This window comes from Kitasatospora sp. NPDC057015, from assembly GCF_042673745.1.
Taxonomy (GTDB): Bacteria; Actinomycetota; Actinomycetes; order Streptomycetales; family Streptomycetaceae; genus Kitasatospora.
Window position 1 is genome coordinate 366708 of the sequence record NZ_JBHUSG010000001.1, and the last position, 25608, is coordinate 392315.

Sequence of the window (25608 nt, forward strand, 5' to 3'; positions counted from 1 at the left end):
TCACGTCACGAGGCGGTAACGGTACGCGTGCGATGTGTTTCCGGGCGGGGGAACGCCCTACGGGCGGGCGGCTCAGCCGACCGGCACCCCGGGGCTCACCAGGCCGTCGCCGCCGGTGACGGTGTTGTCGGCGGCGATCGTCACGGGGCAGCCCGCCGGGTCGTAGTTGGTGATCCCGAACGCGTACCGCCCGGCGGTGCCGTTGGCGGCGCCCAGGTCGGAGGCGTTGTGCCGGAAGACCGTCCCGCAGCCCCAGCCGGGCTGCTGGGTGTGGGTCTGGTAGCCGTCCTTCAGGGTGCCGACGCCGGTGTTGTTCTCGATGACGTAGCCGTTGCCCTTCACGTCGACCCAGGAGTCGTCGAAGTTCTTGTTCGTCAGACCGTCCCCGTAGAAGGTGTTGCCGGAGACCAGGCCTCCCGTGGTCCCCTCCTTCAGGTCGATGTTCTCCCCGCCCACGCGCGGGCCGATGACGTTGCCGAGGATCTGCACGTAGTCGCTGCGGTCGGTGAGGGTGTTGGCGGTGCCGACGTACACGCCTTCGCCCTTGCCGTCCCCGAGGGTGCCGGTGTCACGGACGGTGGAGTTGCGCAGCACCCCGTAGCGGCTGGAGTTGCGGAAGTGCACCCCCTCCATGGTCAGGTTGCGCACGGTCACCGAATCGATCTCCACGTGGTCGGCGGAGTCGACCACGATGCCCTTCTGGGCGCCGGTCACGGTGATGCCCCGGACGGTCCAGTACCCGGCCCCGTCGAGGTGCAGGCCGTACCCGCCGCCGGTGGTCGTGGTGAGGACGGCGTTCGGGGAGCCGGTCAGGGTGATCCGGCGGTCCGCCGTACCCGGCGCGGTCGCCGAGAAGTTGCCGAGGTAGGTGCCGTCGGCGAGGGCGATGGTCTGGCCGGGCAGCGCCGCGGCCAGGGCGGCCTTCAGCTCCTTCGCCGTCGTCACCTTGACGACCCCCGTACCGGAGGTGGCGGTGGCGGTCGGCGAGGCGGTCGGCGTCGGCGAGGCGGTCGGGGTTGCCGTCTGGGTGGGCGTGGACGTCCGCGTGGGCGTGGGCGTCGTGGTGGGCGTGGCGGAGGTCGACGCGGTCGGTGAGGCGGACGGTGACGTACTCGCCGAGGCCGACGGAGTGCCCCCGCCCGACCCGGTGAGGGACAGGTCGTCCACGGCGATCGCACCGGCGCCGTACCACCCGCTCACGGTGACCGTCACCTGCGTGGTCTGCGGCCCTGCCGTGAACGTCGTGCCGAGCGAGGTCCACGCCGTCCCGGCCGTCCAGTTGGAGGCACTCACACCCGTACCGGTGGCGGCGAGTTGGACGTACGACCCCTTCACCCAGGCGCTGAGCAGGTAGCTGGTGCCGGGCTGGACGGTGACGGTCTGGGTGCAGGGCGCGAGGTCCTGGGCGCCGGGGACGGAGGCCAGGGCGAATCCGCCGGAGTGCGGCGTCGCACTGCTCACCTGCGAACTCCCGGAACAGGTCCAGCCGTTGAGAGTACCGGCCTCGAACCCGGGATTGACCAGGAGCTCCGGCGAGGCCGCGCCGGCGAAGGTGGCGGGCAGCGCGAAGGCGGCGCCCGCGAGGCCGAGGGTGACGACGGCGGCGAGGGCACCGGCTCGTCGCCGGCCGGTGTGCTTCGGAGTGTGCGTCATGGCGGGTCTCCACAGCTGGACATGTTCGACGCGGACACGCGGAACGAATGACCACACAATGTGGACTAGACCAACTCGGACGTCAAGGGCGCGCCGGGACGGCCGCCGCACCGGCCCGCCCGGAGCCGGGGCTCCGGGCGGGCCGCGGGCGGTCGACGGTCGGCCGGGCGGCGCCCGAACGATCAGCGCTCGACGGTCAGCGACTGGCACACCCAGGAGAGCCTGGTACCCGGCGGCCCGGACGGGCGCGGGTGATAAGTCCCGTCGCTGACGGACATGTTGACGATGAGGTAGGCGTGCCAGCCGACCCCCACCCCGCGACCGTCCGCGTACACCCGCCGCCCCTGGACGTACCAGTCGACGGACCTCGCCCCCAGGGTCACCCGCAGATCGATCGTCCGGCCGGGGGCGACCGCACCGGACTGGTCGCGCCAGTACAGGTAACTGCCGTTGCCCATGTGGTTGGAGAGTTCGAGCAGGTTCGGGTTGTCCGGGTGGTACTCGAACACGTCGATCTCGTTCCGGCCCTCCCGCCAGGTCCAGATCGCCGGCCAGGCGCCGGCCCCCGACGGCAGCGTCACCCGGGCCCGCAGGACGTCCCCCGTGCGGACCTGGAATCCGTCCGGACTGCCCTCGGTGGTCAGCAGGTTGCAGTTCCAGAGGCCGTCACCCGCCCGGGCCACCGCCGAGAACACCCCGCCCGGGCAGTACTGCCCGACGAGGTAGTCCAGCTTGTGGTCCCCCCGGTTGGTCGGTCCCATGTTGGGATAGGCGCTGCTGCGCCCGGCCACCCACTGGCGGGTCGAGGAGAAGTCCGCGGTGAACACCACCGCACGGGCGAGGGCGGTCACCGAGGCGCCCTCCGCGCCCTCCGTGGGCGGCACGGGCTCGCCCGGCGGGCCACCGCCGGGCGGTTGCGCGGACGGCGGGGTGGCGGGCGACTGGCCGGGCGACCCCTGAGGCGGGACGCCGGTCGACGAGGCGGAACCGCCCCAGCCGAACCACGAACGGATGTCGGTCCATATTCCCATGTCCGCTCCTTCCGGGAGCAGTTGTGCGCCAGCGGCGCGCGAGCACATCGTGCATGAGTGGTGGTGCGAGAGCGGTTTGCGTGTGAGCGGTTTGCGTGTGAGCGGTTTGCGAGTGAGCCGTTGCGTGTGAGCGGTTCACCGCGCGCCCCCGTGACGCCGGGCTTCGCCCGCGGCCGCCCCTTCGTGACACGCCGTCGACGGATGGGAGGGGCGGCGACCGGAGGAGCCACAGCCGGAACCCCTCGCTCCGGACTAGTTGCCCGCCCTGTTCGTCCACAATCGAGAGCGACCCTGACAGCCGATAGCAGACCCGGGGGCGCACACCAGCGCACGCGCCGGAGCCGCCGGAGTCCGTGTGCTCCAGAGTGGGCTCGCCGGTATCGCGGTCACGGCTGCCGGCGGCGGCTCACGGGCATGGGCACGGGTACGAGTACGAGTACGAGTACGAGTACGAGTACGGGAACGGGTAAACGCTGCGCAAGCGCTGCAACTGGCTTGCCCTGTCCGGGCAGGGGCACGCTGTGCCGGGCGCGGCCATATCCACACCCACCGCTCCCGAGGAGCCCGACGCGAACTCGACGGGACCTCGACGGGACCTAGACGGGACCTCGACGGGCCGAGCGCACCACGGCGTTCCCGCGACCGGCGAGGCCGCGGGACTGGACACCGCCGCGGCGGGACGAGGAGAGGACGATGAGCCCGCGATGAACGAGGAGAGCGGCCTGCGCGGCGCCGACCGGCTGGGGCACGCGGACGGCCCCGCGCCCTGGGGCTGGCGGATCCTGGTGGTCGGCGCGACCGGGGTGATCGGCGGCGCGGTCGCGACGGCCGCCGCCGCCACCGGCGCGAAACTCGCGGTGGCCGGGCGGGACCGGGGGCGGCTGGCAGCGGTCGCGAACCGGCTGGGCGGCTGCTCGGCGCACCGGTTCGACGCCTACGACCTGGAGGGCTGCGGTCACCTGGCGGAACGGGCGTCCGCCGCGCTCGGCGGGCTGGACGCGGTGGTGACCGCCTTCGGGACGGTCGCGTTCGGCCGGGCGGAGGAGTCCTGCGACGCCGTCGACGAGCACCTGTTCACGGTCAACGCCCTGGCGCCGATCGCCGTCCTCCGGGGAGCCCTGGGGCAGATCGGCCCGGGCGGCGCACTGGCGGCGGTGACCGGGGTGGTGGCCTCGCGGCCGGTGGCGGGCATGGCGGGCTACTGCGCGTCCAAGGCGGCGCTCGGCGCCTGGCTGGACTCCGTACGGCTGGAGCAGCGTCGGAACCGGGTCACCGTGCTCGACGCCCGGTTCCCCCATCTCGACACCGGGTTCGCGGCTCGGGCCGTGGCGGGGCGACCACCGCGGCTGCCGCCGGGCGCGGACCTGGACGCCTGCGTCGCCGCCCTGGTCGAGGGACTCGTGGACGCGGCCGCCCGGCGCGGCCCGGACGCACCGGCCGGGCCGCACCGGCTCTCCTGAGGCCGGCCGGCCCGCGCCGTCACGCCGTCGAACCGCCGCTCAGGCGGCGAGCAGCCGGTCCAACAGGGTGCGGTACTCCCGCATCGCCAGCCGGAGCTCCTCGGTGGGGATCCCGGTGTCCCCGGCCCCCTCCCCCGCCTTGTGCAGCCGGCTCCGGTGGTCGCGGACGGATGCGGTGACCAGGTCGGCGGCCTTGCCCACCAGCTCGTCGGCCTGTTCCACCGCGGCCCGCGGGTCGTCGACGAAGCCGGTCTGGACGGTCCGCCACTGGGCGGAGAGCCGCTGCACCTGCGCCGTTTCCAGCCAGGTGCTCAGGTCGGCCGCACCGTCCGGGCTCTTGGGAGCGGGCGGGGCCACGGGGGCCGGTAGTGCCTCGGGCGCGGGCGGGGTGCGGTGGCCGGCCGGGGCCGGGCGGTCGCCGGTGGTCGGCCCGGCGGCGAGGCCGGGGCGGTCGTCGAGTGCGTCGCCGGCCGCGGGCTGGCGCGGGATCACCGGCTCGGCGGCCGGCGTCCCGGGCTCGTCCGGGCGGTGCCCGGAACGGATCGCAGCGTCCTCCCCGGGCTCCTCCGACTGCTGCTCGGCCTCGCCGTGCCGGTCGGCCCGCTGTTCGCGCAGCCGCTGCCCGTTCGCACGCTTCCCGTTCGTACGGTGCTCCACCGGACCGCGCTCGATCGGGCGCCGTTCGTCCGTGTCGCCCGACCCGGCCCTCCGGGGGTCGGCGGCGGTCGCGTCGGTGCGGGCGTCGTCGGCACCGTCGCCGTGCGCACCGGTGCGGACGGACCGCCCCCGGTCGTCGTCGAAGGCTGCCGCGTTCTTGTCCAGCATGGAAGTCTCCTTCTCGGTCATGTCGGCGGGTCAGCCGGCGGAGGGCGTCGGACTGGCGGGCGCGGTACCGGCCGACCGACCCGGGCGCTCGGACCGGCCCCGGGGCGCGGGGTGCTCGGCGCGCAGCACGTCCAGGACGAGGTCGCGGACGGCGATCAGGGCCGTCCGGAGCTCCTCCGTGCCCGCCTGGGTGGCCCGGGCGCGCTCCAGCGCGGACTGCGCCGAGCGGTACTGCGGCACCAGCTCGCCGTGGTGGACGGAGACCGCGCCGAGCCGCCCCTTCTCGGGGTAGCCCACCTGGTCCAGGACGGATGTCAGCAAGCGGTCGGCATCGGCCGCGGCGGTGCCGGGGTCGTCCACGAACAGCTCCTGGAGTCGGGCGAGTTCGCGTTCGGCCCGTTCGCGTTCGGCAGGCTCGACCGGCTTGAGTCGCAGGCCGCGCAGCAGCTTGACGCGGTCGGTGAGTTCGCGCTCCGCCGCGTGGACGTCGCCGCCGTGGCCGTGCACCGCACGGTCGTACTCCGCTCCGAAGCGCTCGCGCAGTCGACGCGTCCTCAGCCGTGGCGCGGCGAGAGCGGCCGCCGCCACCACCGCGAGCAGACAGACAGTGAGGATGACCAGCACGCTCATCCCAGCTCCTCCCGATCACGCCGGACTCGGCTCCGGCTGGGAAGCGCCTAACCCGGCATCCGGATCGCAAACCCACCGACCGAGTACCCCTCGCGGGCCGGGCCCGCGCCCGGCCGCCCCGGCCGCCCGAGCTGTCCCGACTTCCCGACTACGGCTACGGCTACGGCTACGGCTACGGCTACGGCTACCGCGATCGCCCGGCGGCTCCCGGCAGGCCGCGGTTCAGCGGCAGGTGACCGGTCGCCACGTGTGGCCGCCGACGGCCCGGGTAGGCGCAGCGCCGATTCGTTCGTGACGGTGAGCAAGCGAAAGAGGTGGTTCCGATGGGTATCGGTGGCTGTGTCCTGACCTTCGCGCTGGGCGCGATTCTGACCTTCGGCGTCGACTGGCAGCTGTCGGGGGTGAACCTCCAGGTGGTCGGTCTGGTGCTGATGGCGGCGGGTCTGCTCGGCCTGGGCTGCTATGTGACGGTGCTGCGACGCCGGCGCCTGCCGGGTGGACGGATCCCCGCCGAGACGGTGATCGAGGACCGCCGCTACTACGACGCGCCCTGAGGACGCCCGACCCCCGTACCGCCGGGCCCTCGCACAGCCCGATCCCCGTACCGCCCGAGCTCCCTACCGACCCGACCGAAGCCCGGCCGGCCGTTCACCGCGGCCGGCCGGGCTTCGGTCGTACACCCCGGGCCGCCGGCGCTTCGGTCGTGCACTGTTGGTCGTGCACCCTCGGTTCGTCGGGCAAGCGCCTTGTGCGCCAAGCTGGTTGGTGGAACGCCGAATCCGGGGCAGAAGGCCGTGGAGAGAGCGGGCATCCGGCGCCGCCCTCGGCAGACGGAGGACAAGCGATGGCACTCCCCCGCAACAGACGCCCGCTCGGCGAGGCCGGGTCCGACTCCGGCCCCGGCACGAAGGGCGACCTCGCCACGTCCGGCGACGAGACACCGAAGAGCAGCCCGGCGGGCAACGGGTCCGCCGCGGAGCGCAGTTCCGGACCGGAGCAGGGTTCCGCACCGGCGGCGCCGGTACGTGCCGCGCGCCGGCTGCCCTGGTACCTGAGCATCCCGATCACCCTGGCCGCGATCCTGGCGCTCTTCCTGGCGGCCGCCCGCTTCGACCTGCTGCCCGGCCTGCCCAATCCCTTCGCCGAGAAGCAGGTCGACCGGAGCCAGCCGGTGCTCCTCAAGTCCATTCAGAACATGAGCCGTTACACCGGCGCCACCGGCAACTTCCAGGTGATCATCGACCTGGACAACGACGCGAAGTTCCTGCCGTCCCAGCTGCTCGGCAACCGGACGCTGTACGTGGCGGCCGGCACCGTCGGCGCGTACACCGATCTGGGAGCGCTGGGCAGCGGCGCCGTGACCGTGTCGGAGGACCGCCGCTCGGTGACCCTGCGGCTGCCGCACGCCCAACTGGCCGAGACCGCGATGGACGTGAAGCGCTCCTACGTCTACTCGCAGCAGCGCGGACTCTTCGACCGGATCGGCGACTTCTTCTCGGGCAACCCCGGCAACGTCCACCAGCTGGAGGTCCTCGCCACCGAGAAGATCCAGTCGGCCGCCAAGGACACCGCGCTGACCGCGACGGCGGAGACCAACACCAGGACGATGTTCGAGGGACTGCTCCGCTCGCTCGGCTTCACCACCGTCGACGTCACTGTCGTCGGCTGAGGCGGCGACCGCCCGGGCCCCGCGGCCGAGCGGTCGCTCAGAGCGCCGGGAAGCCCTCCACCGCCCGCGTCCCCGGCTCCTCCCGCCGGGCCGCGGGCGGGCTCACGACCGCACCGGCGAGGCGTCCGGCGGCGAACTCCAGCCAGACGGACTTGCCGCCCGGCAGCGGTGTCACGCCCCAGCGGTCGGCGACCCGCTCGATGATGTGGAGCCCGTGCCCGCCCGGGCTGCCCGGCTGGTAGGGCGCCCTCGGCACCGGGACGGCCGGGTCCCCGTCCAGCACCTCGACCCGCAGGCCGTCGGCGGAGGCCGCGAGGACGAGCTCCTGCGGACCTCCGGCGTGCAGGCAGGCGTTGGCCAGCAGTTCGGACACCGCCAGCAGGACGTCGTCCGCCGTGCTCTGCCCGTACGGGTCCAGGCCGGCCGCCCACTCCCAGTCGGTGAGCGCCTGGCGGGTGAAGTCCCGCCCGCGGGCGACCTGGCCCTTCAGCCCGGACAGCGCGAGGCGCCGACGCTGCCCGGTGAGGGGAAGGCCCGGGCTGGTCGGCCCCGTGCCCCCGGGAGTCTGGAAACTCATCTGGTTCACCCCGCCATGATGCTCTGCACTGGTCGACTTCGGCTCGCCCCGGTCGGTTTCCCCGGACCGGGTCCGGCCCTGTGGTGGTTCGTCTGCCCTGCTCCGGGCGGCCGACACCCGCCCGCGCGGGCCGGGTCGCCGCAATGGGTCGCCGGGACGCGCCCGGCCGGACGGCGGGTCAGAGCGAGGCGACGGCCTCGTCCACCGAGTCGTGGATCGAGAACACGGTGCCGGCCCCGGTGATCTCGAAGACCCGCTCCACCTGCGGCGCCAGCGCGACGAGCCGCATCGGCAGCTCCGCGGCCTCGGCCGCCAGCCGGGTCTGCAACAGCAGGTTGAGCCCCGAGGAGTCGCAGAACCGCAGGTCGGCCAAGTCCAGGACGAGCATCGGCGGCCCGGCGGACGTGGCCGCCTCCAGTGCCTCGCGGGCCGCGCCGAGACTGTCGAGGTCGAGCTCACCGGCCAGCGAGCAGACGACCGCCCCCGCCGTCCGCCGGGTCTCCACGCTCAGGCGGCCGTCCCCGGACCCCGACCGTGCCGAACCCGCCCCAGCCTCACCGATTCCCATCGACCCGCACCTTCCACGGCAGTCTTCCGTACCCTGACGGGCATCCTGCTCCGTACCTCGCCCCGGCCCTGCATACCCGTCCGAACCGTCGGCGGGTGCCGCACGACGGGCCGGGCCCGTGACCGGGGCCGGACGTCGACCGGCGTCCCTCCGGGGCTGCTCAGCAGCGTACCCCGCCGTACGTTCCCGGCCCAGCCCGTCGACCCCCGCCCGGGGGCGGGAGCGCGGACGGGGGCGGGAGCACGGACGGGGGCGGGAGCACGGACGGGGGCGGGAGCACGGACGGGGCAGAGCGGGACGGGGCGGGGCGGGCCGGCGCCGGGCGGTGCCCGCCGAGCCCGGGGTGTCAGTCCTCGTCGACCAGCAGGCCGCTGCGCAGCGTGGCGAGGGTCCGGGACAGCAGCCGGGACACGTGCATCTGGGAGACCCCGAGCCGGGCACCGATCTCGGACTGGGTGAGCTCCTCGACGTAACGCATCGACAGGATGCTCCGCTCGCGCTCGGGCAGGGCGGCGATCAGCGGCTTCACGGCGTGGAGGTTCTCCAGCCGCTCGAATCCCGGGTCCTCGAAGCCGAGCCTGGCGGTGAGGGTGTTCTCGACCTCCTCGTCGGTGCCGGCGTCGAGCGAGCCGGCCGTGTGGCTGTTGCTGGCGACCATGCCCTCGACGATCTCCTCCTCGGTCAGCCCGAGGTGGGCGGCGAGTTCGGCGACCGTGGGGGCGCGGTCGAGCCCCTGCTCCAGTTCGTCGCCGGCCTTCGCGATCGACAGGCGCAGCTCCTGCAGTCGCCGCGGGACGTGCACGGACCAGGTGGTGTCGCGGAAGAAGCGCTTGATCTCGCCGACGATGGTGGGCAGGGCGAAGGTGGTGAACTCCAGCCCGCGTTCCGGCTCGAACCGGTCGATGGCCTTGATCAGGCCGATCGTCCCGACCTGGAGGATGTCGTCCATCGGCTCGCGGGTGTTGCGGAAGCGTCCGGCCGCGTAGTGGACCAGCGACCGGTTGAGTTCGATCAGCGTCGCGCGGGTGTAGGAGTACTCGCGGGTCCCCTCCTCCAGGGCGGCGAGGCGGACGAAGAGCGCCTTCGACAGCTGCCGGGCGTCGGCGGGCGCGACCTCGCGGGGATTGTCGATCATCGTCGGGTCCAGCTCCGCGGCGGCCGGGGCGCTCGCGTCGGTGCACCCCGCCGAGGTTCGCTCGGCCCGCGTGCGGGCGGGGTGGGTGGGCTCCGTGCCGGGGTCAACGGTCGGTGCAGCCTTCAGCGACGTCGTCATGGCAGTCCTTTCACCGGTGGCCTCGTGTCCCACCCGGGTACCCGGCATCACCCGGAGCACGCACCGGGCCTCCGATGTTCACGACTCCCACACCACTCCCCCGCGAAAGGGGTCCATTCACCGCGAAGGTCACACCTCCCTGCCTGCCGCACGGCCCCGACACCACCTCCGACACCACCCGGCAGCGCCCCGGCGGCCCGTCCGGCTGACCGGCGTCTACCCGCCGACCCCGGCGTCACACCTCCGGTGTCACCCCGCCGGGCCGCCCGCGCCACCGGCCGGGCGCCCCGCCGCCGCTCGGGCGGGCCCGCCCCCGCGCGCCGGGAGCCCCCCGGCCGGGGCGCCGATGCGGAGTACCCGAACCCTCCCCTGGGGTAACCTCCAGACGGCTCGCCCGGACGGCCCACCGGCACCCGGGGAGCCTCCTGAGGTCCAGGACCGGCAGCCGGCCCCGGAGTGCGCAACCGCTCCCGGCGGGATGCCCCGGCCCTGGCGGCGGACGAGGGGAAGTGCGGGACGGCATGTCTGAGAGCAGCGTGGGCAAGGCGGCGGCCGGAGCGAGGGGCCGCGGGCAGGCCGGCCCGGGCACCCCCGGCCGGACCGCCACGTCGCCGGGCCCCGACCCGGCGGCCCCCGACCGAACGGGACCGGACCTGCCCCCACCGGGCCCGGCGGCGCCGGCCGGCGTCGGGGAGCCCGAGCTGCGTCAGCTGCTGGCGGGCCTGACGGCCGTCCGCGACGGCGACTTCGGCACCCGGCTGCCCGACGACGAGGGCCTGATCGGCGAGATCGCCACGGTCTTCAACGGCATGGTCGACCAGCTCTCGCTCTTCACCTCCGAGGTGACCCGGGTGGCCCGCGAGGTCGGCACCGAGGGCCGGCTCGGCGGCCAGGCCGAGGTCCCGGGGGTGTCCGGCACCTGGGAGGACCTCACCGACTCGGTGAACGCCATGGCCGGCAACCTCACCACCCAGGTGCGGGACATCGCGCAGGTGGCCACGGCGGTGGCGGGCGGGGACCTCTCGCAGAAGATCCGGGTCGACGCCCGCGGCGAGATCCTCGAACTCAAGAACACCGTCAACACGATGGTCGACCAGCTCTCCTCCTTCGCCGGGGAGGTCACCCGGGTCGCCCGCGAGGTCGGCACCGAGGGCCGGCTCGGCGGCCAGGCCAACGTCCGGGACGTCTCCGGCACCTGGCGCGACCTCACCGACTCGGTGAACTCGATGGCCGGCAACCTGACGGCCCAGGTCCGCTCGATCGCGCAGGTGGCCACGGCGGTGGCCGGCGGGGACCTCTCGCAGAAGATCCGGGTGGACGCCCGCGGCGAGATCCTCGAACTCAAGGAGACCATCAACACGATGGTCGACCAGCTCTCCTCCTTCGCCGGGGAGGTCACCCGGGTGGCCCGCGAGGTCGGCACCGAGGGCCGGCTCGGCGGCCAGGCCAACGTCCAGGACGTCTCCGGCACCTGGCGCGACCTGACCGAGTCGGTCAACGTGATGGCGGAGAACCTCACCGCCCAGGTCCGCTCGATCGCGCAGGTGACCACCGCGGTGGCGCGCGGCGACCTCTCGCAGAAGATCCGGGTCGACGCCCGCGGCGAGATCCTCGAACTCAAGGAGACCATCAACACGATGGTCGACCAGCTCTCGGCGTTCGCGGACGAGGTGACCCGGGTGGCCCGCGAGGTCGGCACCGAGGGCAACCTCGGCGGGCAGGCCACGGTGCGCGGGGTCTCCGGCACCTGGAAGGACCTCACCGACAACGTCAACGTGATGGCCTCCAACCTGACCGGCCAGGTCCGCTCGATCGCGCAGGTGGCCACGGCGGTGGCGCGCGGCGACCTCTCGCAGAAGATCACCGTGGAGGCCAAGGGCGAGGTGGCGGCGCTGGCCGGGGTGATCAACACCATGGTCGACACCCTGTCGGCGTTCGCCGACGAGGTGACCCGGGTCGCCCGCGAGGTCGGCACCGAGGGGACGCTGGGCGGCCAGGCCCGGGTGCCCAACGTGGCCGGCACCTGGAAGGACCTCACCGACAACGTCAACTCGATGGCGAACAACCTGACCGGCCAGGTCCGCAACATCGCGCAGGTCACCACGGCGGTGGCCCGCGGCGACCTGACCCGCAAGATCGACGTCGACGCGCGCGGCGAGATCCTGGAGCTCAAGACCACCATCAACACGATGGTCGACCAGCTCTCCTCGTTCGCGGCCGAGGTCACCCGGGTGGCCCGCGAGGTCGGCAGCGAGGGCCGGCTCGGCGGACAGGCCGAGGTGGAGGGCGTCTCCGGCACCTGGAAGCGGCTCACCGAGAACGTCAACGAGCTGGCCGGCAACCTGACCCGGCAGGTCCGCGCGATCGCCGAGGTCACCAGCGCGGTCGCCGAGGGCGACCTCACCCGCTCCATCACCGTCGAGGCCCCGGGCGAGGTCGGCGACCTCAAGGACAACATCAACTTCATGGTGGAGTCCCTGCGCGAGACCATCCGCGCCAACCAGGACCAGGACTGGCTGAAGTCCAACCTGGCCCGGATCTCCGCCCTGATGCAGGGCCGGCGCGACCTCTCGGTGGTCGCCGACCTGGTGATGGACGAGCTGACCCCGCTGGTCGGCGCCCAGTACGGCGCCTTCTACCTCGCCGACGAGACGGCCGCCGGCCCCGAGCTGCGGCTGATCAGCTCGTACGGCATGCGCGACCTGCCCGGCAGCCCCGGCCGGCCGCTCTCGTTCCGGTTCGGCCAGACACTGGTCGGCCAGGCGGCCCGCAGCCGGCGGACCATCTCGATGGACGACGTGCCGGCCGGCTACGTGACCATCGCCTCCGGTCTCGGCGCGACCGCGCCCGACTCCCTGATCCTGCTGCCGATCGTGGTGGAGGGCCAGGTCCTCGGGGTGATCGAGCTGGCCTCCGTGCACCGGTTCACCCAGATCCACCGGGACTTCCTCGACCAGCTGATGGAGACCGTCGGCGTCAACGTCAACACCATCGTGGCGAACGCCCGTACGGACGAGCTGCTCGGCGAGTCCCAGCGGCTCACCGCCGAGTTGCAGATCCGCTCCCGGGAGCTGCAGTCCCGCCAGGAGGACCTGCAGTCCTCCAACGCCGAACTGGAGGAGAAGGCCGCGCTGCTGGCCGCGCAGAACCGGGACATCGAGACCAAGAACCTGGAGATCGAACAGGCCCGCCAGGAGCTGGAGGACCGCGCCCACCAGCTGACCCTCGCCTCCACCTACAAGTCCGAGTTCCTGGCCAACATGAGCCACGAGCTGCGCACGCCGCTGAACAGCCTGCTCATCCTGGCGCAGCTGCTGGCCCAGAACCCGACCCGCAACCTCACCGCCAAGCAGGTGGAGTACGCCGGCATCATCCACTCGGCCGGCTCCGACCTGCTCCAGCTGATCAACGACATCCTCGACCTCTCCAAGGTCGAGGCCGGGAAGATGGACATCAACCCCGAGCGGGTGCCGCTGCGCCAGCTGCTCGACTACGTCGAGGCGACCTTCCAGCCGCTGATCACCCAGAAGAGCCTGAGCTTCCGGATCACCACCGCCCCCGGGGTGCCGGCCGACATCCTCACCGACGACTACCGGCTCCGGCAGATCCTGCGCAACCTGCTCTCCAACGCGGTGAAGTTCACCGAGACCGGCAGCGTCCGGCTGAGCATCGAGAACGCGGACGGCGCCGAGATCCCGGACCTCGCCCGGCAGCACGGCCCGGTGCTCGCCTTCCGCGTCGTCGACACCGGCATCGGGATCGCCGAGGAGCACCTGCAGAGCGTCTTCGGGGCCTTCCAGCAGGCCGACGGCACGACCAGCCGCAAGTACGGCGGCACCGGCCTCGGGCTGTCCATCAGCCGCGAGATCGCCTACCTGCTGGGCGGCGCCATCACCGCGCGGAGCGCGGTCGGCCAGGGCAGCACCTTCACCCTCTACCTGCCGGCCGCGCGCACCGACCTGGCCGGCCCGCAGCTGCGCGGCGGTGATGGCGCCGCGTACGCCGCCCTCCCGCCGGCCCCGGCGGCGCCGCTGCCCAGGCAGCGGCGCCGGCTGCTGGTGGTGGAGGCCCGCCCCGGCGGGCTGCTGTCCCTGGTGGCGGAGAGCGCCGTCGCCGACCTCGGCGACGCCGGTGACCACGCCGGCTCCGCGCGGTCGGTCGAGCTCGTCACCGCCCTCGGCGTGCGGGAGGCCGCGGCGGCGCTGGCCACCGAGGCCTGCCACTGCGCGGTGCTCGACCTCGACCTGCCGGACGGCGCCGCGCTGCGGTTCCTGGAGGAGGTCAACAACGACCCGGCGCTGCGCGGCGTGCCGATCCTGGCGCACAACAACCGCCGGATGCGGGCCGACCAGGAGCTCACCCTGCAGTCCCGCAGCACCTCCCAGCCGCTCGAACTGCTCTCCAGCCTGGACGAGTTGCGCGAGCGCATCACCCTCCACCTGAGCGCGGACCAGCCGGGCGACGTGCTGCCGCTGGTCCGCCCCGAGGAGATCGCCAAACCGGCCGGGCGCGAGATCGGCGGCACCCTGGCCGGCCACACCGTGCTGGTCGTCGACGACGACGCCCGGAACCTGTACGCGATCACCGGGATCCTGGAACTGCACGGCATGCGGGTGCTGCACGCCGAGAACGGCCGGGCCGGCATCGAGGCCCTGGTGGCCAACCCCGCGGTGTCGGTCGTCCTGATGGACGTGATGATGCCCGAGATGGACGGCTACACGGCGACGGCCGCGATCCGCGCCATGCCGGAGCACGGCACCCTGCCGATCATCGCGGTCACCGCCAAGGCGATGCCCGGCGACCGGGAGAAGTGCCTCGCCTCCGGTGCCAGCGACTACGTCACCAAGCCGGTGGACGCGACGGACCTGGTCGCGTGCATCCAGCGCTGGCTGGGGCGGTAACCACGCACGGTCCCGTCCCCGCCCGTCCGAACCCGCCCGTCCGGACCCCGCCGTGCGAATCCCGCCGTACGGCGGCCCGACCCCGACCCGAGGAGCAGCCCGTGCAGGTCCCCCCGCAGCCCGAGCCGGTACGCCTCCTGCACCCGCCGGCCGCCGGGCTCACGGTCGACTCGGCTGAACCGGCTGAACCGGCTGAAGCGCTCGTATCGCTCGTATCGCTCGCGCCGGTCGGGCCCGCCCGGACGTCGGACGGGTCGGACGCTCCCGGCAGCGCGGGCAGGCGGGCCGGGACGGCGGAGGACGCCGAGGTGACGGTCGGGCGCCTGGCGTCCACGGTGGAGCGGCTGCACCGCCAGGTCCTGGAGGCGCAGGCCACCGCGGACGGGCGGGCACTGGTCGAACTCGCCAAGGGCATCCTGGTCGAGCGGCTCGGCTGCGGCCCCGCGCAGGCCGCCCGGCAACTCGCCGACCTGGCCGGCCAGGCCGGGCAGTCGCCGCTGGAGCTCGCCGCGGACATCGTCAACCAGGCGGCCCGCGACCACCTCAGCGACACCGCCCGGGAGCTGCTCGCGCCACCCGGGGCCGCCGACCGGCGCACCCCGCTGGCCGTGCGGCTGCGCAGCGCCGAGAGCGGCGCGCTGGCCGCCGGCGACACCCAGGCGGTGGCCGAGTCCCTGTTGGAGCACGCCCTCGCCCCGCTCGGGGCCACCGCCGTCGCCATCTGGGCGGCCCACCCGGACGGCTCCCTCTCGCTCGCGGGGCACGCCGGGTTCCCGGCGCACGAGGCCGGCCGCTGGCACTACGTCCCGCCGGGCGTGGCCACGCCCGCCCGGCAGGCGCTGACCCGCCGGGCCGCGGTGTGGATCGAGTCGCTGGCGGGGGCCGGCCTGCCCTCCATCGGCCACCACCGCAACACCGGCGGGCGGGCCGCCGTCCCCGCGGGCCCGGGCGGTCGGATCACCGGCGTACTGGAGATCTGCTGGCCGGACGCGCCCGTCCCGCGGTCGCCGCAGATCAGGCGCCAGGTGGAGGCGCTCGCCGAGCTGTGCGCGCACACCCTGGAGCACCCGTCCGGCACGCTTCCGGGCGGCCCGGGCGCGCCCGGCGCGGAGCACTCCCAGCGCCTGCAGGAGCTGGTGGACCTCGCCGACGGCCTGCACGATCCCGCGCTGGTGCTGCTGCCGCACGTCGAGGACGGCGGCCGGGTCACCGACTTCCGGATCCACCACGTCGGCGCGCGGTTCGTGGACTTCGCCGGCCGCCCGCGCGGCGCCGTCTCGGGGTCGCTGCTGCTGGAGGCCTACCCGCTGGCGGCCGGGCCGGGAGGCCTGTTCGAGCAGGTGGCGTACGTCCATGCCGGGGGCGAGCCGTTCCGGGCCGAGCGGATGACCCTGACGGCGGAAATCGGGCAGGTCCCGCTGAACGCGGTCGCCGACGTCAGCCTCACCCGGCACGGCGCCGCCGTCCTGCTGGTCTGGCGGATCGAGGACGAGGCCGCGCGGGTCGCCGAGCTGCTCCAGCACGCCCAACGGCTGGGCCGAATCGGCGGTTTCGAGGAGGACACGGTCACCGGCGGGATCACCTGGAACAGCCCGTTGTTCGACCTCTACGGCCTCCACCCGTCGGCGGCGCCGATCCCGATCGACCGCCTCCCGGCGCACGCCCACGAGGACGACGCCGAGGCCATCCGGCGCTTCCTGCGGACCCTGCTGCACCACCGGCTGCCCGCCTCCACGGCGTTCCGGCTGCGGCGCCCGGACGGCATCGCCCGTCACATCCGGGTGGTCGCCGAACCCGTCCTGGACCCGGACGGCCGGCTCACCGCCGTCCGCGGCGCCTACCAGGACATCTCCTCCCAGCACTGGACCGAGGTGGCGCTCGCGGCCACCCGCGACCAGCTCGCCCAGAGCGAGCAGCAGGCGGCCGAACGCAACCGGCTGGCCCGCCAGTTGCAGCACGCCATCATGCCGCCCACCCGGGGGCCGATGGACACCTCGGGGCTGCGGATCGGGGTGCGCTACCGGCCCGCGGAGAAGGACCACCTGGTCGGCGGTGACTGGTACGACGCGGTGGTGCTGCCCTCGAAGCAGATCCTGCTCTGCGTCGGCGACGTGGCCGGCCACGGCATCGAGGCGGCCACCGGCATGGTCGCCCTGCGCAACGCGCTGCGCGGACTGGCCGCCACCGGTGCCGGCCCGGGCCAGCTGCTGGCCTGGCTCAACGTCGTCGCACACCATCTGACCGACAACGTCACGGCGACGGCCGTCTGCGGGCTCTTCGACCCGGTGAGCCGCAGCCTGCGCTGGGCCAGGGCGGGCCACCTGCCGCCGGTGCTGGTGCGCGACGGCCGGGCCAGCGCCCTGCCGCTGGTGGGCGGCCTGCTGCTGGGGGCGATCCCGGAGACCGAGTACGACGAGGCGGAGCTCCAACTACGCGCCGACGACACCCTGTTGATGTACACGGACGGTCTGATCGAACGCAAGGACAGGTCGGTGCAGGACTCCCTGGAGCGGCTGCTCGCGCTCGCCCACGGCACGGCCGGACCGCCCGAGGGGGCGACGCTGGAGCAGCGGCTCGACCACCTGCTGACGCACAGCAACGCCGACACGGACGACGACACCTGCCTGATCGGCGTGCAGCTGGTCTGAGCGGGCGGGGCCGGCCGGGAACCCGGGCTCCCGCGGAGACACCGACCGCCCGGCGTCTTGCGTACCGTCCGCGCGCCGGCGGGGGCGGGGCGGCCCGGCTCGCCGTCCCGCCCCCGCGCCGGTGCCCGCGGCTACAGCATCGTCCGGCCGTAGTAGTAGTCGCCGAGGCGCGTCCGGTAGTCGGCGTCCTGGTCGTGGCGCTCGCGGAGGAACTCGGGCGCGCCCTTGACGTCCTCCTTCGTCCGGTTCAGGTACACCGTCCCGGCCGCGAGGTCCACGCTGGAGATGCACCCGGCCGGCAGCAGGACCTCCCGGCCGAAGATCCAGACGCCGGTGTCCACCACGATGCCCGCCGCACCGGCCTCCGCGGTGTGCTTGTCGACCTTGCCGATGTGCCCGTCGATCGCCTCGACCCGGAAGCCCGCCAGGTCCGCGCCGGCGAGGTAGCCGCTCTCGGCCCGGTGGTCCCAAAGGTTGTCGCTCACAGTACGGTTCCTTCCCGTCGGGATGCCCCCGCCGGCGCCCGGCCGCCGTGTCAGAAGCCGTCCGGGCGACGGGGATCCGCCCTCCGGCTGCCCCGGTTCCGGGCTCCCATGCCGTCGGGTCGCGGGCGGTTCCGGGCACCGGGGCGCCGTGCTTCGCGAACACGCCGGAGAACCCCGCAGTCCGGTAATCCCCCGTTGCGGCGCCGATGCTGCTACAGTCGAATCAGTTGCAGTTTTGGTTCCCATGAAATCTTGTGTGCGCCTGCTGGTACCAACAGACAGGCGCATTTTTGTTTCCTCGGGTTTCCCCCGGGCGCGGCGTCATCACGGCAACGCGAAGTTCGCAAGTGGCGGGCTTCGTACAGTTCTGAAGGAGATTTCTATATGGCTACTGGCACCGTGAAGTGGTTCAACGCGGAAAAGGGCTTTGGCTTCATCGAGCAGGATGGTGGCGGCGCTGACGTGTTCGCCCACTACTCGAACATCAACGCCCAGGGCTTCCGTGAGCTGCTTGAGGGCCAGAAGGTCGAGTTCGACGTCACGCAGGGCCAGAAGGGCCCGCAGGCGGAGAACATTCGCCCCCTCTGACTTCCACTGCACCGGCACCTGCCATCGCAGCAGAGGCCCGTACCGTGTACACGCACGGTACGGGCCTCTGGCCGTTTTTCGCCCGGATCGTACTCGTTCCGGATGTGATCGACCGGGCAGCGCACCGTCCGCCGGGCCGCCGTACACGCTCCGTATGCCATTCGTTGGCATTCCATGCACGCCCAAGACGGCCCACGTGCACGCCCCGGACATTTCGCGTACACGCTCGGACGTGTTCCCGCACCTGAATTTCCTCCGCACTTCTGCTCCAACTCCGCTCCCAGCCCCGGCTTTCCCGCGCGAGCCCTCCACGAGGGCCCGACGGGACGACGCCGCAGCGGCCAGGTCGGCCCTGCACCGCCTCCGCCCCTCCACCGGGACGGGACCGTGCGGGGGCCGCGGCCCCGACGGGGCCGGCGGCGGTGTCCGCCGGCCGGTGGGCACGGGGACGTGCGGCACGGTTCCACCCCCTGCGCCAGGCTTCACCGCTCCGGCCCGTTCTTGTGACCTCCCCGTGGCCTCGTGCCGGGAGTCCTCCTCGCGACGTGCCTCCGAGGAAGGACTCTCTCCATGACCGGTTCCGCCCGCTCCTCCTACGGCTCCGCCACCTCCCGCTCCGGCGGCCGCGCCTCCGCCGGCCGCCCGTCCTCCGGCGGCACCCGGCGACCGTCCGGCGCCGGCAGTCGCCGCCCGGCCGCCGCCCGGGGTGAGTTCGCGCTCCCCGTGGGCTCCCCCGCGCTGCCCGCCGTCGAGGCCTTCCAGGACCTGGAGATGCCGGCCCCGCTGCTCTCCACCCTGCTGCGCCAGGGCGTCAGCGCGCCGTTCCCGATCCAGGCCGCCACCCTGCCGAACTCGCTGGCCGGCCGGGACGTGCTCGGCCGCGGGCGCACCGGCTCCGGCAAGACCCTCGCCTTCGGGCTCGCCCTGCTGGCCCGCACCACCGGGCGGCGCGCCGAGCCGGGGCGCCCGCTGGCCCTGGTGCTCGTCCCGACCCGCGAGCTGGCCCAGCAGGTCACCGAGGCGCTCACGCCGTACGCGCACGCCGTCCGGCTCCGGCTGGTGACGGTGGTCGGCGGCATGCCGATCCGGCGCCAGGCCTACCAGCTGGCCCGGGGCGCCGAGATCGTGGTGGCGACGCCCGGCCGGCTGAAGGACCTGGTGGAGCGCGGCGACTGCCGGCTCGACGAGGTGTCGGTGACCGTCCTGGACGAGGCCGACCAGATGGCCGACATGGGCTTCCTCCCGCAGGTCACCGAGCTGCTGGAGCAGGTCGAGCAGGACGGCCAGACGATGCTCTTCTCCGCCACCCTGGACCGCAACGTCGACCGGCTGGTCCGGCGCTTCCTCAAGGACCCGGTGACGCACTCGGTGGACCCGTCCACCGCCACCGTGAGCACCATGGAGCACCACCTGCTGCACGTGCAGAACCACGACAAGAACAGCGCGATCGCGCACATCGCCTCCCGCGACGGCGGCGTGATCATGTTCACCGACACCAAGGACTCGGCCGACCGCCTGGTCACCGACCTGCTCGCCAACGGCGTCCGGGCCGCCGCCCTGCACGGCGGGAAGTCCCAGCCGCAGCGCACCCGCACACTGGAGCAGTTCCGCTCCGGCGAGGTGACCGCGCTGATCGCCACCAACGTGGCCGCCCGCGGCATCCACATCGACGGCCTCGACCTGGTCGTCAACATCGACCCGCCGACCGACCACAAGGACTACCTGCACCGCGGCGGCCGCACCGCCCGCGCGGGCGAGTCCGGCACCGTGGTCACCCTGGTGCTGCCCAAGCAGCGCCGCGGCACCGCCCGGATGATGGCCTCGGCCGGGATCACCCCCAACTCGGTGGCGGTCCGCTCCGGTGACGCCGAGCTGACCCGGATCACCGGCGCCTGCGAGCCCACCGGCGTACCGGTGGCAGCGCCCGAGCCGGTGGTCGAGCGCCCGCGCCGCCGCCCGTACGGGAGCTCCGGCGCGCGCGCCCACACCGGGCGCCCCGTGCGCAGCCCGCGCTCCGCCCAGAGCGCGGGCCGGTCCGGCCAGCCCGCCCGCGGCTCGCAGTCCGCCCGTGGTGGCGGCCGGCGAAGCGGCGGCCCGGCCGCGTAGGCACCCGCACCCGCCCGGAGACCCCCGCACCCGGGCCACGCACCACCCCGCCCCGCCCCCAGGCCGCACCGGCCCGGGGGCGGGGCGGCGCCGTTCCCGGCCGCCCCGGCGGAGCCCGGTCGCTCACCCGGGTGGCGGAGCGCAGTCGGTGCGAAGATGGCAGGGCGGGTATTCGACCTCCGGGCGGTTTCCTGGCCATGCAGACAGACGAGCAGGGCGCGACAGCGGGTGCCCGCCGGGAACCGACCGGCGAGCGGCCGACTCAGAGCAGTCTGCTCCGGCTCCCGATCGCGACGGCGCTGATCGAGGAGAACGGGCGGATCCTGCACTGGAGCGCCGACGCGGAGGCGCTGCTCGGCTACCCGGCCGAGGAGGCCGTCGGCACGCTGGCCGCGAAGATCCTGGTCACCGACGACCAGTTGCCCGGCGTGATGGAACTGTTCGACAGCATCCTGCGCGGCGTCGGCTGGTCCGGCGTCTTCCCGGTGCGCCATCGCGACGGCCACCACGTGAACCTGGAGTTCCGCACCCACCCCATCGAGGGGCCCGACGGCCGCCCGCTGGTCCTCGCGGTCGCCTCGGACGTCACCGCGCTGCGCCGGCTGGAAGCGGACATGGCCGTGCTGGACGGCTTCTTCACGCAGTCCCCGATCGGGATGGCCGTCTACGACCCCGACCTGCGCTACGTCCGGCTGAACGAGGCCCTCGCCCGCGCCAACGGCCGGACGGTTCCGGAGCATCTGGGCCGCCGGGTGGCCGAGGTGCTGCCCGGCATCAACGGCGTGGAGATCGAGGCGGTGATGCGCAAGGTGCTGGAGAGCGGCAAGCCGGTCATCGACGCCCGCTCGCACGGACGCACCCCCGGCGACCCCCAGCACGAACACGCCTGGTCGGCCTCGTACTTCCGGCTGGAGGAGGCCAACGGCAAGATCCTCGGGGTGAGCTCCACCATCGTCGACGTCACCGAGCGCTTCCGCGCCGAGTCGCTGGCGGCCACCGCCCAGGAGCGGCTGTCCCTGCTGGTGGACGCCGCCGCGTCGATCGGCACCACGCTGGACCTGCGGCAGACCGCCCGGGAGCTGGCCGAGGCGATCGTGCCGAGGGTCGCGGACTCCTGCGCGGTGTTCGGCCTGGAGAACCTGGTGGCCGAGGCGGGCTCGTCGACCCCCGGCTCACCGCCCGGGGACCGGCTGCGGGTGCGCCGGCTGGCGCTCGCCGCCTCCGAGGCCGACTACCCGCTGCAGGACCTGCCGATCGACACCGTGCACGACATCCCGCTGGACTCCGCGTACGCCCAGGCCCTGGCCGGCGGTCGGCCGGTGGTGGCGCCGTCCTGGGAGCTGCCGCTGCTGGCCGCCGGGATGCCGCCCGAACGGCTGCGGGCCTACCGGGGCCGGCGCTCGCGCGCGGTGCGGATCGCGCCGCTGGTCGCGCGGGGCACGGTGCTCGGCATGGTGGTCTACTCCCGGCGCGGGGCGCGCGCCTCCTTCGCCAAGGCGGACTTCACCCTCGGTGACGAGCTGGCCGCCCGGGCGGCGGTCGCCCTCGACAACGCGATGCTGTACCTGCGCCGCGAGCAGGTGCTCAAGGCACGGGCGCAGGCGCTGCGGGACGCCAAGGCGGCCCAGGAGCGGCTGGCGGTGGTCAACTCGGCGTCCAGCCGGATCGGCACCACCCTCGATCTCGGGCAGACCGCCCGGGAGCTGGCCGAGGTCGCCACGCCGCGGCTGGCCGACGCGGTGGCCGTGGAGGTGCTGGACTCGCTGCTGCGCGGGGAGCGCGAGGTGTTCAGTCCCGCCGACCGCTCCGCGCTGCTTCGCCGGCTGGCGTTCAACGCCGTCGAGGGCTCCGGGATCGTCCCGGTCACGCCGGTCGGCTCGGTGCGGCGCTTCCACCCGACCACGCCCCGGTCGTGGAGCCTCACCCACCGGCGCGCGGTGCTGGTGCCCCGGATGGACGACGAGGGCTACACCTGGCTCGCCGACGACCCGGTGTGGGCCGAGGCCGCCCGGGAGCAGAAGGTGCACACCTTCATGGTGGTGCCGCTGATCGCCCGTGGTGCGGCCGTCGGCATCGCGGCCTTCTACCGCACCGTCACCGCCCGGGCGTACGACGAGGACGACCTCGCGCTGGCCCGCGAGCTCGCCTCGCGGGCGGCGGTCGCGATCGACAACGCCCTGCTGTACACCCGCGAGCGGGACGCGGCGCGCGAGCGGCAGCTGGCGCTGGAGGAGGGCGACGCGGCCCGTCAGCGACTGGCGCTGCTGAACGAGGCGAGCACCAGGATCGGCACCACCCTGGACGTGCAGCGCACCGCCCAGGAGCTGGTCGAGGTGGTGATCCCGCGGTTCGCCGACTTCGTGACGGTCGACCTGCTGGACAACGTGCTGGACGGCGACGACCTGACGCCGCCGCTGTCGCACGACGGCTCGGTGCGGCTGCGGGCGGTCGCGGTCGGCGAGGTGGGGGCGACGATGGCCGGTGCGGCGGACCCGGTGGGGCAGTCCTCGAACTCCGCCGAGATCTACGCGGAGAGCCTGCGCACCGGCCGCTCGATCCTGGTGCCCGAGGTGGACGAGGCCGCCCTGCGGCGGATCGTGGCCTCCCCCGAGCGCGTGCAGCCCAGCCTGGACGCGGGCGTGCACTCGTACCTGATGGTCCCGCTGCTGGCGCGCGGCGTGGTGCTCGGCGGCGCCGAGTTCATCCGGACCGGCACGCCCGAGCCCTTCTCGGCGGCGGACGTGGCGCTGGCGGAGGAGCTCGCGGCCCGGGCGGCGGTCTGCATCGACAACGCCCGCCTGTACCGCCGCGAGCGGGACACCGCGCTGACCCTGCAGCGCAGCCTGCTGCCGCAGGAGGTGCACCACACGGTGGGTCTGGAGATCGCCCACCGCTACCTGCCGAGCAGTGTGAGCAGCGAGGTCGGCGGCGACTGGTTCGACGTGGTGCCGCTGTCCTGCGGCCGGGTGGCGCTGGTGGTGGGCGACGTGATGGGCCACGGCATCCGGGCCGCCGCCACGATGGGCCAGCTGCGGACCGTCGCCCGGACGCTGATCACCCTCGACATGGACCCGGCCCGGGTGCTGCGCAGGCTGGACGACGCGACGACGGAGATCGGCGAGGGCCAGTTCGCCACCGGCGTCTGCCTGGTCTACGACCCGCTGGAGCGCACCTGCACGGCGGCCAGCGCCGGCCACCTGCCCCCGGTGGTGGCCACGCCGGACGGCTCCGCCCGGCTGATCTCGCTGCCGCCCGGGGCACCGCTCGGGGTGGGCGGGGTCCCGTTCGAGACGGTGGAGTTCACGCTGCCCGAGGACGCCATCCTGGCGCTGTACACGGACGGGCTGGTGGAGCGCCGCGGCCACGACATCGACGAGGGCCTGGAGTTGCTGCGCCGGACGCTGGCCGCGCGCGCGGACTCGCTGGAGCGGACCTGCGACGCGGTGCTGACCGCCCTGGACGCGCCGGCCAGCGAGGACGACATCGCCGTGATCATGGCGCTCTGCCGGCCCGTCGGTGCGGAGCGGATCGCCACCCTCCCGCTCGGCGGCGACCACGCCATGGTCCGGCACGCGCGCCGCTTCACCCGGCGCACCCTGGCCGCCTGGGACCTGGCCCCGCTGGGCGACCTCACGGAGCTGCTGACCAGCGAGCTGATCACCAACGCGCTGCTGCACGCGGGGGCGCCGACCCAGCTGCGGATCTTCCGCAACCGGTACCTGACGGTGGAGGTCGCCGACCGGGACGTCCGCGAGCCCCGGCCGCGCCGCGCGGCGGAGGGCGACGAGGGCGGGCGCGGCATGCACCTGGTCGACGAGCTCGCGCACCGCTGGGGCAGCCGCAGCACCGGGCGCGGCAAGGTGGTCTGGTTCGAGGTGGAGCTGCCCGGCTCCGCCGGGAACCCGCTCTGAGTGTCCCGGCCGACCGCCCGTACCGGTGGCCGGGCCCCGCGGCCGGTGCGGCATAGTGGCGGCGGGGCACGACCGGACCGATCACGACGAACGGGTACCGATGACGACAGACGTGACGAGGACGGGCGGTGCGGGGCTTCCGGCCGCCCGGCCCGCGGCCGGGCGGAGCCGGGAGGACCGGAGCCGGGAGGGCCGGAGCCGGGAGCGCGCCGACTTCGAGGAGTTCGAACAGGCGGGCTGGGCCCGGCGCAGCGGCACCTACGACGACGGGTTCGGCCGGATGACGGCGGGCGTCCACGGGCTGCTGCTCGACGCCGCCGAGGTCCGCCGCGGGACGCGGCTGCTGGAGGTCGGCTGCGGCACCGGCCGGCTGGCCCGGGCGGCGCTGGAGCGCGGCGCCGAGGTGGTGGCCACGGACGCGGTCGCGCAGATGGTGGCGCAGGCCGCGGCCGCGCTGCCGCAGGCGCTGGTACGGCAGGCGGCGCTGCCGCGGCTGCCGTTCGCCGACGGCGGCTTCGAGGCGGTGGTCGGTGCCTTCGTGGTCAACCACGTGCCCGAACCGCTCGCCGCCGTGGCCGAGTTGGCCCGGGTCACCGCTCCCGGCGGCCGGGTGGTGCTGTCCTGCTGGGACACCCCCGCGGAGAACCTGGCCCAGGGGCTGGTGGCCGCCGCCGTGGCCGAGGCCGGCGCCACCCCGGCCGGGGACCTGCCCGGCCATTCGCCGTTCGCGCCCTACGCCTCGACGGAGGCGTTCGCGGGGCTGCTGGAGGCGGCCGGCCTGCGGGACGTCCGGGTGGAGTCGGCCCGCTGGACGCACCCGGTGGACCCGGGCCGCTGGTGGCAGGACGTCCTCGACGGGACGGTGCTCACCGCCTCGCTGATCGAGGGTCAGGACCGGGCGACGGTGGCCCGGATCCGCGCCGCGTACGACCGGCTGACGGCGCCCTTCACCGGGCCCGACGGGACGGCCGCGCTGCCGGTGGCGGCGCTCGTCGCGGTGGGGACCCACCGGCGGTAGCCGGCCCGGCCCGGGGGACGACACGGGCGGTGCGGGCCGCGCCGACGACGGCGCGGGCGCATCCGGGCAAGGGGACGGCCGCCGGACCTGGCCAGGTTCTCCGGCGGCCGTGGCCCCGTCCGTCAGGGGGCGGGGCATTTGTAAGACTAGGGAGACGGGCCGTCAGGCGCCAGACGACTAGGCCATCCGGCTGACGGGGCGTGTCGCGCACCCCGAAGCGTCGCCCCGAACCCGTCCCCCGGCCATCACCTCCGGCCACCGGCGG

Annotated in this window: 16 protein-coding genes and 2 pseudogenes; 9 read left to right on the forward strand and 9 right to left on the reverse strand. The window is 74.2% G+C overall.

Features of this window, described 5'->3' with window-relative positions; translation table 11 throughout:
- Window positions 1-72: 72 nt before the first annotated feature.
- The 3 genes and pseudogenes from ACFTWP_RS01630 to ACFTWP_RS01640 all read right to left on the reverse strand — a co-directional run.
- Window positions 73-1044 (reverse strand): annotated as a pseudogene (locus ACFTWP_RS01630) (right-handed parallel beta-helix repeat-containing protein); the annotation flags it as partial.
- A gap of 159 nt (window positions 1045-1203) precedes the next feature.
- A pseudogene (locus ACFTWP_RS01635) lies at window positions 1204-1653 on the reverse strand (carbohydrate binding domain-containing protein); the annotation flags it as partial.
- A gap of 182 nt (window positions 1654-1835) precedes the next feature.
- Window positions 1836-2684, reverse strand: a complete 849-nt coding sequence (locus ACFTWP_RS01640; RefSeq protein WP_380261471.1) for a beta-glucanase — start codon at window positions 2682-2684, stop codon at window positions 1836-1838.
- 704 nt (window positions 2685-3388) lie between these two features.
- On the opposite strand from ACFTWP_RS01640, the gene ACFTWP_RS01645 reads away from it, so the two are divergent.
- Window positions 3389-4144, forward strand: a complete 756-nt coding sequence (locus ACFTWP_RS01645) for an SDR family NAD(P)-dependent oxidoreductase (protein WP_380261473.1) — start codon at window positions 3389-3391, stop codon at window positions 4142-4144.
- A 39-nt stretch (window positions 4145-4183) separates the two neighbouring features.
- Here ACFTWP_RS01645 and ACFTWP_RS01650 read toward each other — a convergent pair whose 3' ends face one another.
- Both ACFTWP_RS01650 and ACFTWP_RS01655 read right to left on the reverse strand, forming a co-directional pair.
- Window positions 4184-4969 carry a hypothetical protein gene (locus tag ACFTWP_RS01650; RefSeq protein WP_380261475.1) on the reverse strand — a complete coding sequence of 262 codons (786 nt, stop codon included), beginning with the start codon at window positions 4967-4969 and terminating at the stop codon, window positions 4184-4186.
- A 30-nt stretch (window positions 4970-4999) separates the two neighbouring features.
- Window positions 5000-5599, reverse strand: coding sequence for a hypothetical protein (locus tag ACFTWP_RS01655; protein ID WP_380261477.1), 600 nt, complete (start codon window positions 5597-5599; stop codon window positions 5000-5002).
- 323 nt (window positions 5600-5922) lie between these two features.
- On the opposite strand from ACFTWP_RS01655, the gene ACFTWP_RS01660 reads away from it, so the two are divergent.
- Both ACFTWP_RS01660 and ACFTWP_RS01665 read left to right on the forward strand, forming a co-directional pair.
- Window positions 5923-6153: a hypothetical protein gene (locus ACFTWP_RS01660; protein ID WP_380261479.1), complete on the forward strand. Its 231-nt coding sequence runs from the start codon at window positions 5923-5925 to the stop codon at window positions 6151-6153.
- A 290-nt stretch (window positions 6154-6443) separates the two neighbouring features.
- Window positions 6444-7268 (forward strand): DUF4230 domain-containing protein, encoded by an 825-nt coding sequence (locus ACFTWP_RS01665; RefSeq protein WP_380261481.1) that lies wholly within the window; start codon window positions 6444-6446, stop codon window positions 7266-7268.
- Between the two features lie 37 nt (window positions 7269-7305).
- Here the strand turns inward: ACFTWP_RS01665 and ACFTWP_RS01670 are convergent, their stop codons facing one another.
- The 3 genes from ACFTWP_RS01670 to ACFTWP_RS01680 all read right to left on the reverse strand — a co-directional run bounded on the left by ACFTWP_RS01670 (window position 7306) and on the right by ACFTWP_RS01680 (window position 9548).
- Window positions 7306-7845, reverse strand: a complete 540-nt coding sequence (locus tag ACFTWP_RS01670; protein ID WP_380261605.1) for an ATP-binding protein — start codon at window positions 7843-7845, stop codon at window positions 7306-7308.
- A 178-nt stretch (window positions 7846-8023) separates the two neighbouring features.
- A complete protein-coding gene (locus ACFTWP_RS01675) occupies window positions 8024-8413 on the reverse strand; it encodes an STAS domain-containing protein (RefSeq protein WP_380261483.1) in 390 nt (129 codons plus the stop codon).
- Window positions 8414-8759: 346 nt separating this feature from the next.
- Window positions 8760-9548, reverse strand: coding sequence for an RNA polymerase sigma factor SigF (locus ACFTWP_RS01680; protein WP_380261607.1), 789 nt, complete (start codon window positions 9546-9548; stop codon window positions 8760-8762).
- Between the two features lie 659 nt (window positions 9549-10207).
- Here ACFTWP_RS01680 and ACFTWP_RS01685 point away from each other — a divergent pair.
- Together ACFTWP_RS01685 and ACFTWP_RS01690 are read left to right on the forward strand one after the other, a co-directional pair.
- Entirely contained in the window at window positions 10208-14587 is a 4380-nt protein-coding gene (locus ACFTWP_RS01685; protein WP_380261485.1) for a HAMP domain-containing protein, read from the forward strand.
- Between the two features lie 308 nt (window positions 14588-14895).
- Entirely contained in the window at window positions 14896-17235 is a 2340-nt protein-coding gene (locus tag ACFTWP_RS01690) for a SpoIIE family protein phosphatase (protein WP_380261489.1), read from the forward strand.
- 131 nt (window positions 17236-17366) lie between these two features.
- Here the strand turns inward: ACFTWP_RS01690 and ACFTWP_RS01695 are convergent, their stop codons facing one another.
- Window positions 17367-17720: a PRC-barrel domain-containing protein gene (locus tag ACFTWP_RS01695; RefSeq protein ID WP_380261491.1), complete on the reverse strand. Its 354-nt coding sequence runs from the start codon at window positions 17718-17720 to the stop codon at window positions 17367-17369.
- Window positions 17721-18104: 384 nt separating this feature from the next.
- Here ACFTWP_RS01695 and ACFTWP_RS01700 point away from each other — a divergent pair, with 384 nt between their 5' ends.
- From ACFTWP_RS01700 to ACFTWP_RS01715, 4 genes are all read left to right on the forward strand, one after another.
- Window positions 18105-18308 carry a cold-shock protein gene (locus ACFTWP_RS01700; RefSeq protein ID WP_034090357.1) on the forward strand — a complete coding sequence of 68 codons (204 nt, stop codon included), beginning with the start codon at window positions 18105-18107 and terminating at the stop codon, window positions 18306-18308.
- 570 nt (window positions 18309-18878) lie between these two features.
- A complete protein-coding gene (locus ACFTWP_RS01705) occupies window positions 18879-20414 on the forward strand; it encodes a DEAD/DEAH box helicase (RefSeq protein WP_380261493.1) in 1536 nt (511 codons plus the stop codon).
- A 197-nt stretch (window positions 20415-20611) separates the two neighbouring features.
- Window positions 20612-24325 carry a SpoIIE family protein phosphatase gene (locus ACFTWP_RS01710; protein ID WP_380261495.1) on the forward strand — a complete coding sequence of 1238 codons (3714 nt, stop codon included), beginning with the start codon at window positions 20612-20614 and terminating at the stop codon, window positions 24323-24325.
- Window positions 24326-24425: 100 nt separating this feature from the next.
- A complete protein-coding gene (locus ACFTWP_RS01715; protein WP_380261497.1) occupies window positions 24426-25343 on the forward strand; it encodes a methyltransferase domain-containing protein in 918 nt (305 codons plus the stop codon).
- Window positions 25344-25608 lie beyond the last annotated feature (265 nt).